Consider the following 12224-nt stretch of genomic DNA (forward strand, 5'->3'; position numbering starts at 1 on the left):
GCAGCGGCCGGCGCCTGGCTCGCCGCGGCGGCGCGCGGCGCCTCGTCCGGGCGCACCGCATCCAGCGCCCGCTGCACCAGGGCCTCGTCGTAGTTGCTGGCGGCCACGATCTCGATGCCCTCGTCGGTACGCCGGTTGGACAGGATCACCGCATCCGGCCCGTGCTCGTCGCGCACCATCCGGAAGGCGGTGCGCATGTCGGGGGCGACAAAGCGTTTGATCTTCATGGGTGGGAGCCGGGAATGGGGAGTGGGGAATGGGGAATGGATGCGTGATCGGTGCCGATACGTGGCGGGCCGCGGTGTCGTGTCCGGTTTTTCGTGATCGTGTTCATTGCTCTCTCCGCTGCCGGGGCAAGGGTGCGATTCCCCATTCCCTGTTCCCGTTTCCCGTCATCTCAACTGATCGTGCCCACCAGCTTCAGCCGCTTGTCCTCCGGCACTTCGCTGTAGGACAGGACCGACAGCGCGGGGACGCTGTGGCGGACCAGGCGGGCGAGCGCGGCGCGGACCTGCGCCGGCACCAGCACCACCGCCGGTTCGTTGCGCGCCTCCTGCTTGCTCACGCAGTCCGCCAGACTTTGGTGCAAGCGTTCGGCCAGTCCGGGTTCCAGCGCCGCGCCGTTGCCCTGGGTAGAGTCCTGCAAGACGCGTTCCAATTGCGGGGCCAGGGTGAACACCGGCAGTTCCGGGGCCATGCCGGCGATCTCCTGGACGATGAACCGGCCCAGGGCGTTGCGCACGGCGGCGGTGAGCGCGCCGGGTTCCTGACTCTGCGGGGCGTGCTCGACCAGAGCCTCGACGATCTTGCGCAGCTGCCGCACCGGGATCTTCTCGATGAGCAGGTTCTGCAGTACCCGCACCACCACCGACAGCGGCAGCGCCTTGGGGGTGAGGTCCTCGACCAGCTTGGGCGCGCTCTTGGCCAGGGTCGCCAGCAACTGCTGCACTTCCTCGTGGCCGAGCAGTTCCGGGGCGTGCTCGCGGATCAGGTGCGAGAGGTGGGTGGCGATCACCGTGGCCGGGTCGACCACGGTGTAGCCCATGGTCTCGGCCTGGGCGCGCAGGTGCGGCTGGATCCAGATCGCATCCAGGCCGAACGCCGGGTCCTTGCCGGGAATGCCGTCGATCTTGCCGAGCGCGCCGCCCGGGTCCAGCGCCAGCTCGCGGTCCGGGTGGATGTCGGCGGTGGCCACCGGCACGCCGTGCACCAGCAGGCGGTAGGCGTTGGCCGGCAGTTCCAGGTTGTCGCGGATGTGCACCGGCGGCACCAGGAAACCGATGTCCTGGGTCAGCTTGCGGCGCACGCCCTTGATCCGCGCCATCAGTTCGCCGCCCTGGGTCTTGTCCACCAGCGGGATCAACCGGTAGCCGACCTCCAGGCCCAGCGGGTCGATCGGGCGCAGTTCGTCCCAGCCCAGTTCGGCATTGGCCTGAGCGGCGGCCGCGGCCTGCGGTGCCGCCTCGGCCGCGGCCGGCGGCGGCAGCAGGCTGCGCTTCCACATCTTCCAGGCCAGCAGGCCCAGGATCAGCGCCAGCGTCAAGAAAGCGACGTTGGGCATGCCCGGGATCAGGCCGACCAGGCCCAGGATCGCCGCGGCCACCGCCAGCGCCTTATGCTGGCCGAACACCTGGCCCATCATCGAGGCGCCCATGTCCTGCGAGCGCGAGGCGCGGGTGACCAGCATCGCCACCGCCGAGGACACCAGCAGCGCCGGCAGCTGTGCGACCAGGCCGTCGCCGATCGACAGCAGGGTGTAGGTGGAGGCGGCCTGCGCCACCGGCATGCCGTGCTGCAGGACGCCGACTGCCATACCGCCGATCAGGTTGATGAACAGGATCAGGATGCCGGCGATGGCGTCGCCGCGGATGAACTTGCTGGCGCCGTCCATCGAACCGTAGAAGTCCGCTTCCTCGCGCACTTCCTCGCGGCGGGCCTTGGCTTCCTCGCGGGTCAGCAGGCCGGCGTTGAGGTCGGCGTCGATCGCCATCTGCTTGCCGGGCATGGCGTCGAGGATGAAGCGTGCGGTCACTTCCGACACGCGCCCGGCGCCCTTGGTGATGACCACGAAGTTGATGATGGTCAGGATCGCGAACACCACGATGCCGACCGCATAGTTGCCGCCGATCACGAATTCGCCGAAGGCCTCGATCACCTTGCCGGCGGCGCCGTGGCCGCCCTGGCCGTTGATCAGGATCACGCGGGTGGAGGCCACGTTCAGCGCCAGGCGCAGCATCGTGGTCATCAGCAGCACGATCGGGAAGATGCTGAACTCCAGCGGCCGCTTCACGTACACCACCGCCAGCAGCACCATCAGCGAAATGGCGATGTTGAAGGTGAACAGGGCGTCCAGCACCGGCGCGGCCAGCGGCACCACCACCATCGCCAGCATCAGCAACACGATCACCGGGGCGCCGAGCCCGTGCTTGATCATGTCCATGACTTTGCGCGTGTTCATCTGCGCGGCAGGCTGACTCATGGCTGGCTCCCCGGGGCGAATTCATCCACTTCCAGCGGCGGCAACGGCGGCATCGGCCCGCTGCGCCAGGCGCGCAGCGTGTAGACGTACGAGAGGACCTGCGCCACCGCGGAATACAGTCTCACGGGAATTTCCTTGCCGAGTTGGCCTTCCCTATACAAGGCGCGTGCCAAAGGCGGCGCCGAGATCACCGCCACGCGATGCTGCTCGCCGACCTCGCGGATGCGGAAGGCGATCTCGTCCACGCCCTTGGCGACCACGGTGGGGGCGCGCATGCGCCCGCTCTCGTACTTCAGCGCCACCGCATAGTGGGTGGGGTTGACCACCACCACGTCGGCCTTGGGCACGGCTTCCATCATCCGCCGCTGCGACATCTGCATCTGCATCTGGCGGATGCGGCCCTTGACCTCGGGGCTGCCGTCGTTTTCCTTCATTTCCCGGCGCACTTCCTCGCGGGTCATCTTCAGTTTGCGGATGTAATTCCACTTCTGATAGGGCGCGTCGATCGCCGCCAGCAGCGCCAGCGCGCCGGCGGTGTACAGCAGCAGCCGCAGGGTGAAGCCCAGGCCGTGGCCGATGGCCTGCTCCAGCGGCTGCAGCAGCAGGCCGCGCAGGAAGTCGGTGCTGCCCCACAGGCACAGCATCGCGGCGCCGCCGACGAAGCCCATGCGCAGGATCGACTTGAGCAGTTCGACGATGGTCTCGGCGCCGTACATGCGGCTCAGCCCGTTCATCGGGTTGAGCCGGTCGAACTTGGGCATCAGCGCCTGGCCGGAGAAGCGCAGGGTGCCCATCAGCACCGGCGCGGCGAAGCTGGCCGCCAGGCAGATGCCGACCAGCGGCAGCACCACCCAGAGCAGGTTCAGCAGCAAGTCGCCGAAATGGCCGAACATCGCCTGGGGATGCTCGCGCAGCGACAGGTCCGGGCGCAGCGCCTGTTTCAGCCAGGCCACCGCCCCGGCGGCCATGGAGGTGGACAGGCCCATCAGGGCGAAGACGCCGGCGCTGAACACCGCGGCGGTCGCCAGTTCGCGCGAATGCGGGATGTTGCCCTGTTCGCGGGCTTCGCGCAGACGTTTGTCTGTTGGCTGTTCTGTGCGCTCTGCGCCTTCTTCGCTCTCGGACATCGGGGGTGCGCTCGGCCAGGATCGACCCTGCGCACTGCAAGGACCGTGCCGGTCCCTGGCCCGGATTCCGGGCGCCGCCGCCGCGCCTCTCGGCCGCGGCGGCTAGGCGAGTTGCAGCTCGACCCGGTCGCGGCCCAGCCGCTTGGCCTGGTACAGCGCCGCGTCGGCGCGCGCCAGCAGGTGCTGCAGCGGTTCGCCCGGTCGATACCAGGCCACGCCGATCGAGGCGGTGATCGCCAACTGCCGCTCGCCGATGCGCAGCGGCTGCCCGGCGATGGTGGCGCGCAGGGCCTGCAGCCGCTCGCCGCAGCTCGGCGGCAAGCCGGGCAGCACGGCCAGCAGTTCCTCGCCGCCGTAGCGGCCGACCAGGTCGGCGTCGCGCAGGTTGGCGCCCAGGCGCCGCGCCACCTCGATCAGCACCGCGTCGCCCACCAGGTGGCCGTGTTCGTCGTTGATCCGCTTGAAGTGGTCGAGGTCGATCATCGCCACTGCCAGCGGGGTCTGCTCGGCGTCGCTGCGGCGCATCTGCGCCGCCAGCGCCTCGAGGATGCCGGCGCGGTTGAGCAGGCCGGTGAGGGCGTCGTGCGAGGCCTTCACCGCCAGTGCGGCGCGGGCGATCTCCAGTTCGCGCTTGTCGTGTTCCAGCTCCTCGGTGCGCAGCGCCACCAGTTCGGCCAGTTCGCGCTGGCGCTGGTGCAGGCGGCGTTCGCGCCAGTGCAGCAGGGCCACCGCCAGGCCGCCGCCGAGCACCAGGTACAGCGCGATCATCGGCTGGCTGCGCCACCACACCGGCGCTACCGAGAACGCCACCCGCAGCGGCGCCGAGGCGCTGCGCCGGTAGGCGTCCAGCAACTGCACCTCCAGCACGTAGTGGCCCGGCGCCAGCGGCGGTTGCTCGAACTCGAAGTTGGGGGTGTGCAGCCAGCGGGTGTGTGCGCCCTCGAAGCGATAGCGGAAGCTGATGCGGTTGCGCTCGTCGTACAGGTCCGGCGAGCCGACCGCGATATGCAGCGGATCCTCGCTCCAGCGCAGGCGCGCGCCCGCGGCGATGGCGGCGCCGGCACGGCTGAACTCCTTGAGCGCCAGCCTTGGCGCCTGCGCCGGGAACAGCCGCGCCGGATCCAGCAGGTGGGTGACGCCACGGCTGCTGCCCAGCCATACCGAGCCGTCGTGGTCTTCCAGGAAGGCCGATTCGGACATGTCGTTCCAGAGCAGCCCCTGCGCCTGCGTCAGCCGCGACCAGGCGCGTCCGTCGTAGACGTCCACGCCCTGGTTGTGGCTGATCCAGATCCATCCGTTGCGGGTGCGGCGCAGGCTGTACAGCTGCAGGCCGCTCAACTGCGCATCGGCCGGCTGCAGGTACAGGGTGTCGCCGTCGAGCCGCCCTTGCCAGGCCCCGGGTCCATACAGGCTGGCCCAGGCCTGGCCATCGTCCAGGACCAGCAGCTTGCTGAGCACGGGTTGCGCCGGCGCACCATCCACGATCAGCCGGATCGGCGTCCAGGTCTCGCCACGCAGTCGGAACACGCCGGTCATACCCACCGCCAGCACGCTGCCGTCGCCACGCTGCTGGATGTCCGAATACTCGCCACCGGGCAGCGCCTGCACCTTCTGCGGCACCGCGTCGGCATCGGCCGCCGCCAGCAGATACACCCCGCGGTTGCTGAGGATCCACACCCGGCCGCTCGCATCCACGAACAGCTGTTTGGCGATGCCGTCCAGCGGCGGGTAGGCGCGCAGCAGCCGGCCCTGCGCGTCGTATCGGCGCAGCGCGCCGACCGAGCCGATGCTCCACAGCGTGCCGTCCGCGGCGCGTTGCAGGCCGATCATCTGCGTGCCGTGGTCGCTGGGCCAGCGCTGGAAACGGCCATCCTCGCGCAGGCGGTCGACGCCGCCCTCGTTACCGACCAGCAGGTCGCCGCGCTGGGTGCGCTGGATGCTCCAGGTCGGCGCGCGACTGATGCCCTGCGACACATCCCAGTTCTCGATCCAGCCGTAGCCGTTCCAGCGCAGCACGCCTTCGCCATCCATGCTCAGCCACAGGTCGCCGGCCTGGTCGAAGTGCATGGCGACGATGCTGCCCTCGGGCAGGCCGTTGCGACGGTCGAAACTGCGCCAGCGTCCCTGTTCCCAGCGTGCCAGGCCCTGGTTGGTCCGCACCAGCACGCGGTGCTGCGGGTCCAGCAGGATCGGCGTGCGCGAGGTCACCAGGGCCGGTCCGTCCAGCCCGGGGGGTGTCTGCTCCTGGAAGCGCGTCGCGCCGGCCTGCAGCCGCATCACCTTGCGACTGCCGACGACCCACAGGTTCCCGTCACGGTCGCGCACCGCATTGCGCCAGAATTCGGGGGGCAGGCCCTGGGCCTGGTCGTAGTGGGTGGCGCGACCGTCGGCATCGATCCGGCACAAGGCCTTGGCGCAGCCCAGCCACAGTGTGTCGTCGACGACGAACAGGTCGTGGATGTCGGCCAATTCCGGTTGCCGCGCCAGCGTCGCCGCATCGAACAGGGGCTGCAGTTCCCATCCCTTCGCATCGGCCTTGCGCACCGCGCGTAGCAGGCGGTGGTCGTCCAGCACCACCGTGCCCCAGGCCGGCGCGGCCAGGCGCGGGCGGTTGAGCGGGCGATGCGAGGGCAGGCTGCCGTGCTCCAGCGGCATCCAGCCGGCCGGCGAGCCATCGTCCACGTAGATCGCATCGAAGGTGGCCACCCACAGCCGCCGCTGGGCGTCCTCGGCGGCATCGGAGATGTAATGGCCGCCGTGGCCCTGCAGCTTCACTTGCTGGAACTGGTCGCCGTCGAAGGCATACAGGCCGCTTTCGCTGCAGACCAGCAGGCTGCCGTCGCGACGCTGCAGCAGACAGGTGCCGGCCAGACCGAGCAGGCCTTGTTCCTGCGCATAGTGCCGCAACGGGATCACCTGCGCCTGTGTCGCCCCGGTGCATGTGAGTGCCGACAGCAGCAGCCACAGCGGCCCCCACAGGCATCGACCCATGACCGTGCGCATGCGCGCTCAGCCGCCGCTGCACCGCCGTGGGACACGGCGATGGCAGGCACAAGCGGGCGCTGGCAGGCGATAGGGCATGGCGTACGACGAGCGATGGAAGGAAGGACGGACCGCGGCGATCGACGGGATCCGGGACGGTCGGCGCTGCCGCCGCCCATCCTGGCCCGCCAACGGTAGCCTGCCGTCGGTATCGGCCGCGTCGCGGCGCAGCTTGAGCGCCGGCTAGGCGGTCAGCGCGCGCGCGGCATTGAAGGCGGCATCGAACAGCCGCTGCACCGGCGCCCCCATCTCACCGACCAGCACCGCCAGCAGCGCCAGGCCCAGCACCACCGCCACCGGCAGGCCGAGCTGGATCGGGTTCAGCGACGGCGCCGCCTTGGCCAGCGCGCCGAAGGCCAGGTTCACCGCCATCATCGCCACCATGACCGGCAGCGCCAGGGTCACCGCCCCGCGCATGATGCTCATGAAGAAGTTCGGCGCCACCGAGGCCATGGCCTGCGCATCGGGCAGCGCGGTACCGATCGGCAGCGCCTTGTAGCTGTCCACCAGCAGCGACACCACCGCCAGATGCCCGTTGGCGGTGAAGAACATCATGCCGAAGGCCAGGTAGAACCACTGGCCGATCACCGGCGAGTTGACCCCGCGCAGCGGATCGGCCATCTGCGCGAAGCCCAGGCCGGTGCTCTGCGAGACCAGTTCCCCGGCCATCGCCCCGGCCTCGAAGATCATCCGCAGCATGAAGCCCATGCTGGCCCCCACCGCCAGCTCCCGCGCCACGCTGAGCACCACCGCGGCATTGAACCCGTCCCAGTCCGGCACCGGCGGCAGGATCGGCGCCAGCGCAATCGCCAGCGTTCCAGCCAGGATCACCCGCACCCGCCCCGGCACCGCCTTGCTCCCCACCATCGGCATCACCGTCAACATCGCCCCGATCCGCAGCATCGTCCACAGCACCGCCCCGATCATCGCGAACGCCCGCGACCCATCGACGACCATTTGCGTGGCGGCATCCATCAGCCCGAGACTCCGTTAACCGCAACAAAAGAACGCCCGGTGGCGCCAGCGCGAAGCCAACGCTCCACCATCAATGGCACCCCGGCCGGCCCCTGACCAACCAAGGACACCGCACGACTGGCAACGACGCCAAAGCCAAAGCTGCGATAGCCGCAGCTGCTGCTTTTGCGGTTGCTGTTGCCGTTGCTGTTGTTTTGCTCTTGCTCCACCGGGTCCCCTCCGCAGCGGCGGAGATGGCGGGCAAAACCCCCCGTAGGGGGGCGGCGCACAAGGATGTGCGCCGTTTTCGGCCGGGGCAGGATGCCCCGTCCGAAAATCCCGCTAGCGGAGCGGACCCGCGCAGCGGGCGCGAAGGCGGGGTGTGCTTTCTTTTGGTTACTTTTCTTTGCACAAGCAAAGAAAAGTGACTCGCCGCCAGGCGAAAGCCTTTGCTCTTCAACAGGGAAAGGTTCCCCAGCAACAAGCAGGACGCGAAGAGCAGTCATCCCCAGCTACCCAATCAAATGCGGAATACGCTGAAACAGCATCGTCGTGTACTCCACCAGATGCGCCAGCAACATACTCCCCGTCGCAAACAACATCGCCGTCAACGCCACCACCTTCGCGATGAACGCAATGGTCGGCTCATTGAGCTGCGTCGCCGCCTGGAACACACCGATCACCACACCCACCGCCAACATCGCCAGCAACAACGGCCCCGCCACCCACAACACCGTGATCAACCCGCCACGCAACTCCGTCAGCGCCAGTTCCGGACTCATGGCCTCAGACCCCGTTGAAACTGGCAGCCAGCGTGCCGACCGTCAGCACCCACCCGTCGACCAGCACGAACAGCAGAATCTTGAACGGCGCCGAGATCAGCATCGGCGACATCATCATCATGCCCATCGACATCAGTACGCTGGCCACCACCAGATCGATGATCACGAACGGGATGAAGATCAGAAAGCCGATCTCGAACGCCGTCTTCAGCTCGCTGGTGACGAACGAGGCCACCAGCACCTGGAACGGCACCGCATCCGGGCCGCTGTAGGTGCCGTTGCCGGCCATGCCGGCGAAGGTCATCAGGTCGGTCTCGCGCACCTGCGCCAGCATGAACGCGCGCAGCGGCTGCGTGGTCAGCGTCCACGCCGTCTGGAAATCGATCTGGCCGTTGAGATACGGGCTCATGCCCTGGCCCCAGGCCTTTTCCCACACCGGCATCATCACCAGCGCGGTCAGGAACAGCGCCAGGCCCATCAGCACCTGATTGGACGGCGTCTGCCCGGTGCCCAGCGCCTGCCGCAGCAGGCCGAGCACGATGGTGATGCGGGTGAAGGCGGTCAGCACCAGTAGCAGCGACGGCAGCAGGGTGATGGCCGTCATCAGCAGCAGCGTCTGCAGCGGCAGGCTCACCGGCTGCGCGCCGATCTTGCCGACGTTGACCTCCGGCAGCGAGGGCAGGGTGGGCGCGGCGTTCTGCGGATTCTGCGCGGTCGGCGTGGCGGTGGGCGCCTGCGCGGCCTGCGCCCAGGCAAAGGCGGGCAGCAGGCTCAGCGTCAGCAGGATCAGCAGCAGGCGCAGCCGGCGGGCGTTGCGGTTCCAGAAAAACGGCATGGTCATTTGTCCTTGCGCAGCTTCTGCGCCAGAAGCTGGGCGAAATCGGGAAGCTGCTTGAACGGCTTGATCGAGGGCAGGGTCGGCGCAGGCGCCTGCGGCAGCGGCTCGGGCAGCTGATGCAAGGTGCGTACCCCGCCGGGCGAGACGCCGAGCAGCAGCTGTTCGCCGTTGACCTCGACCACCACCACCCGCTCCTTGGCGCCGACCGCCAGGCTGGCGACCACACGCAGGCCTTGCGCTGGGCGGAAGCCGCTGCCGGGCAGGCGCTTGAGCACCCAGGCCATGGCCAGGATCAGGCCCAGCACCAGCAGCAGCGCGAACACCGCGCCGAGCAGGCTGGGCGCCGACGGCGCCGCGTTGCCGACGCCCGAGCCGTGCCTGGCGGTCTGCGTGGCAGCCTGCGCGGCGACGGCGAGCAGCAGGCTCACCGCAGTCTCCGGATGCGCTCGCTGGGGCTGACCACGTCGGTCAGGCGCACGCCGAAGCGGTCGTTGATGGTCACCACCTCGCCGTGCGCGATCAGGGTGCCGTTGACGTAGACGTCCAGCGGTTCGCCGGCGCCACGCTCCAGTTCCACCACCGAGCCCTGATTGAGCTGCAGCAGGTTGCGGATCGGAATGCGGCTGCGGCCGACTTCCAGCGACAGGGTCACCGGCACGTCCAGGATCACGTCCAGGTTCAGGTCGTTGGACTCGGCCATGGCGTCCGGCTGCAGGCTGTCGAACTGGGCCGGCGCCGGCTGGGTGGGATCGGTCTGGGTCATGGCAGGTCTTCCTGGGGAGCGGGGCGGCGGCGCAGCGCGCCGGGGGGATGGGTGGCGGTGATCTTCACCGCGTTCTGGCCGTGCGAGATGCCGAACTCACCGGTGAACACCGGGATGTTCTCCACGCACAGCGGCACCTGCTTGGGCAGGTCGATCGGCAGCACGTCGCCGATCTTCAGCCGGGTCAGCTCGCGCAGGCTCATCTGCTTCTGCGCCAGCACGCTGGAAATGGTGACCTCCGAGCCGAACAGCTGCTCGCGCAGCATGATGTTCCAGCTCTCGTCGCGGTCCACGCGGTCGCTCTGGATGCCGGCGTCGAGCAGTTCGCGGATCGGCTCCAGCATCGAGTACGGCAGGGTCACGTGGATCTCGCCGCCGCCGCCTTCCAACTCCACGTGGAAGCGGCTGACCACCACGTACTCGCGCGGGGTGACGATGTTGGCAAAGTGCGGGTTGACCTCGGAATTGAGATACTCGAACTCCACCTCCATCACCGGCGCCCAGGCTTCGGCCAGGTCGGCGAAGGTCTGCTTGAGCATCAGCTGGATCACCCGCATCTCGGTCGGGGTGAACTCGCGGCCCTCGATGCGGGTGGGGTAGCGGCCGTCGCCGCCGAAGAAGTTGTCGACCACGGTGAACACCAGGGTCGGCTCGAACACGATCAGGCCGGTGCCGCGCAGCGGCTTGAACTTGATCAGGTTCAGGTTGCTCGGCACGTACAGCGAGTGCATGTAGTCGTTGAACTTGATCAGGTCGATGCCGCGCACCGACAGGTCGGCCGAGCGCCGGATCAGGTTGAACAGGCCGATCCGCCACAGGCGCGCGAAGCGCTCGTTGACCATCTCCAGGGTCGGCATGCGCCCACGGATGATCCGGTCCTGGCTGGAGAAGTCGTAGCTGCGCGCCTCGCCCGGCTCGGCCGGCGCCGGCTCGGTGTCCACCACGCCCGCGTCGACGCCATGCAGCAGGGCATCGATCTCGTCTTGGGAGAGCAGGTCGGTCATCGCGGCAGCGCCTTTACTGGGTGACGAAGCTGGTGAACAGGAGTTCTTCCACGCACTTCTTGCCGGTCTCGGCGGTCATCAGCTTCTGCGCGTCGGCCAGCGCCGCGGCCTGCAGCTTCTTGCGCCCATCGATGTTGGCGATGTCCTGCGCCTGCACCTGCGAGAACAGCATCAGCAGGTGCGCGCGGATCGCCGGGGCGTTCTCGGTGATCAGCTTCAGTTCTTCCGGGTCGCGGGTCATCAACTGCACTTCCAGCTGCAGGTAATGCGGGCCGTCTTCCGCGCCGCCGTTGAGATTGACCACGAACGCCGGGTCCATCGCGAAGTACTGCGCCGGCTTGGGGATCTCGGCGGTCTTTTCCTCGGCCTTGGCGTGGCCGCCCTCGGGCTTCTTCAGGAAGAAGAACGCGCCGGCACCGCCGCCGCCCAGCACCAGCACCGCCGCGACGACGATGATCAGCAGCTTCTTCTTCGACTTGCCGCCTTCCGGGGCGTCCTTGGCGTCTTTCTTGGATTTGTCGGCGGCTGACACTGAGCAGGCTCCTGAGGGGGGTCTGCCCCTGAGGATGCAATCGCCGTGCCGAAACCGGGCGCCTGGCGCGCCGGGTGTTTGACGGCGCCGCCGCGCGCCATGCCGGCGCGGGCCGAGACCGTTGTGTGAGAGGGGATCGGGCCCAGCGGAGGGGCCTCAACCCCGCCGTATCCTTCCGACGAACGTCGAGGCCGAGACCCGTCCCACTCGCTCGATCGCCGTGAAGGGGCGGCGGCGCGCCCCGGATCGTCAGGCGTAGGCGTCGAGCAGACCGCGCTGGCGCAACACCACTGCCGGAATCCCGACGCTGCCGGACAGGTCGTCGGCGAGCTCGCCGCCGCTGCGGCCGCCGCCCTGCGGCGTGCCCTGCGCATTGGCCTGCTGTTGCTGCGGCTGCTGCTGGCCGACGTCGGCCTGGCCGAGCTGGAAGCCGTGCTGGCCGAGCATGTCGCGCAGGCGCGGCAGGCTGTTCTCGAGGGCCTGGCGCACGTCGGCCTGGTTGCTGCTGAAGCTGGCGTTGACCTGGTCGCCGGTCATGTGCAGGCGCACTTCGACCGGGCCGAGCTCGGCCGGATTGAGCTTGATGTGGGCGTGGCCGATCTTCTGGTCGGCCAGCCAGCTGATGCGCGCGCCCAGTTCCTCGTCGAACTGGTTGCCGTGCAGGTTCGGGGTCGGCGTGGGCGAGCCGGTGAACGGCTGCGGA

Annotated in this window: 12 protein-coding genes and 1 pseudogene; all 13 read right to left on the reverse strand. The window is 68.8% G+C overall.

Annotated features, from left to right (window positions below):
* Nucleotides 1-227, reverse strand: a pseudogene (locus D588_RS24030) (flagellar biosynthesis protein FlhF); the annotation flags it as partial.
* A 170-nt stretch (nucleotides 228-397) separates the two neighbouring features.
* Nucleotides 398-2458 carry a flagellar biosynthesis protein FlhA gene (flhA, locus tag D588_RS0104975; protein ID WP_026143395.1) on the reverse strand — a complete coding sequence of 687 codons (2061 nt, stop codon included), beginning with the start codon at nucleotides 2456-2458 and terminating at the stop codon, nucleotides 398-400.
* A 17-nt stretch (nucleotides 2459-2475) separates the two neighbouring features.
* Nucleotides 2476-3606 carry a flagellar biosynthesis protein FlhB gene (gene flhB, locus D588_RS0104980; RefSeq protein ID WP_017909010.1) on the reverse strand — a complete coding sequence of 377 codons (1131 nt, stop codon included), beginning with the start codon at nucleotides 3604-3606 and terminating at the stop codon, nucleotides 2476-2478.
* A gap of 102 nt (nucleotides 3607-3708) precedes the next feature.
* Nucleotides 3709-6609 carry a ligand-binding sensor domain-containing diguanylate cyclase gene (locus D588_RS0104985; RefSeq protein ID WP_232764225.1) on the reverse strand — a complete coding sequence of 967 codons (2901 nt, stop codon included), beginning with the start codon at nucleotides 6607-6609 and terminating at the stop codon, nucleotides 3709-3711.
* A gap of 222 nt (nucleotides 6610-6831) precedes the next feature.
* On the reverse strand, nucleotides 6832-7623 hold the full coding sequence (gene fliR, locus D588_RS0104990) for a flagellar biosynthetic protein FliR (RefSeq protein WP_017909008.1): 792 nt from the start codon (nucleotides 7621-7623) through the stop codon (nucleotides 6832-6834).
* Entirely contained in the window at nucleotides 7623-7832 is a 210-nt protein-coding gene (locus tag D588_RS27640) for a hypothetical protein (protein WP_157836423.1), read from the reverse strand. The genes fliR and D588_RS27640 overlap by 1 nt, the downstream gene beginning before the upstream one ends.
* Nucleotides 7833-8114: 282 nt before the next feature.
* Nucleotides 8115-8384 (reverse strand): flagellar biosynthetic protein FliQ, encoded by a 270-nt coding sequence (locus tag D588_RS0104995; protein ID WP_010343869.1) that lies wholly within the window; start codon nucleotides 8382-8384, stop codon nucleotides 8115-8117.
* Between the two features lie 4 nt (nucleotides 8385-8388).
* Nucleotides 8389-9219, reverse strand: a complete 831-nt coding sequence (gene fliP, locus D588_RS0105000; protein ID WP_026143396.1) for a flagellar type III secretion system pore protein FliP — start codon at nucleotides 9217-9219, stop codon at nucleotides 8389-8391.
* A gap of 2 nt (nucleotides 9220-9221) precedes the next feature.
* Entirely contained in the window at nucleotides 9222-9641 is a 420-nt protein-coding gene (fliO, locus tag D588_RS0105005) for a flagellar biosynthetic protein FliO (protein ID WP_198526728.1), read from the reverse strand.
* Between the two features lie 5 nt (nucleotides 9642-9646).
* On the reverse strand, nucleotides 9647-9922 hold the full coding sequence (gene fliN, locus D588_RS0105010) for a flagellar motor switch protein FliN (RefSeq protein ID WP_223875781.1): 276 nt from the start codon (nucleotides 9920-9922) through the stop codon (nucleotides 9647-9649).
* A gap of 59 nt (nucleotides 9923-9981) precedes the next feature.
* Nucleotides 9982-10989 (reverse strand): flagellar motor switch protein FliM, encoded by a 1008-nt coding sequence (fliM, locus tag D588_RS0105015; protein ID WP_017909005.1) that lies wholly within the window; start codon nucleotides 10987-10989, stop codon nucleotides 9982-9984.
* A gap of 13 nt (nucleotides 10990-11002) precedes the next feature.
* Complete coding sequence (locus D588_RS0105020) at nucleotides 11003-11521, reverse strand: flagellar basal body-associated FliL family protein (RefSeq protein WP_017909004.1); 519 nt, start codon at nucleotides 11519-11521, stop codon at nucleotides 11003-11005.
* A 249-nt stretch (nucleotides 11522-11770) separates the two neighbouring features.
* Nucleotides 11771-12224, reverse strand: a 454-nt coding sequence (locus D588_RS0105025; RefSeq protein WP_017915191.1) for a flagellar hook-length control protein FliK, incomplete at its 5' end; no start/stop codon positions are given.

The sequence above is a fragment of the Xanthomonas sp. SHU 308 genome (assembly GCF_000364645.1).
Lineage (GTDB): Bacteria > Pseudomonadota > Gammaproteobacteria > Xanthomonadales > Xanthomonadaceae > Xanthomonas_A > Xanthomonas_A sontii.

What these genes read in the sequence shown, in the direction of transcription:
- fliN (WP_223875781.1), bottom strand. Translation starts at nt 9,922, where the DNA reads ATGGCCGAGTCCAACGACCTGAACCTGGACGTGATCCTGGACGTGCCG.
- flhA (WP_026143395.1), bottom strand. Translation starts at nt 2,458, where the DNA reads ATGAACACGCGCAAAGTCATGGACATGATCAAGCACGGGCTCGGCGCC.
- fliP (WP_026143396.1), bottom strand. Translation starts at nt 9,219, where the DNA reads ATGCCGTTTTTCTGGAACCGCAACGCCCGCCGGCTGCGCCTGCTGCTG.
- D588_RS0104995 (WP_010343869.1), bottom strand. Translation starts at nt 8,384, where the DNA reads ATGAGTCCGGAACTGGCGCTGACGGAGTTGCGTGGCGGGTTGATCACG.
- fliM (WP_017909005.1), bottom strand. Translation starts at nt 10,989, where the DNA reads ATGACCGACCTGCTCTCCCAAGACGAGATCGATGCCCTGCTGCATGGC.
- D588_RS0104985 (WP_232764225.1), bottom strand. Translation starts at nt 6,609, where the DNA reads ATGCGCACGGTCATGGGTCGATGCCTGTGGGGGCCGCTGTGGCTGCTG.
- flhB (WP_017909010.1), bottom strand. Translation starts at nt 3,606, where the DNA reads ATGTCCGAGAGCGAAGAAGGCGCAGAGCGCACAGAACAGCCAACAGAC.
- fliR (WP_017909008.1), bottom strand. Translation starts at nt 7,623, where the DNA reads ATGGATGCCGCCACGCAAATGGTCGTCGATGGGTCGCGGGCGTTCGCG.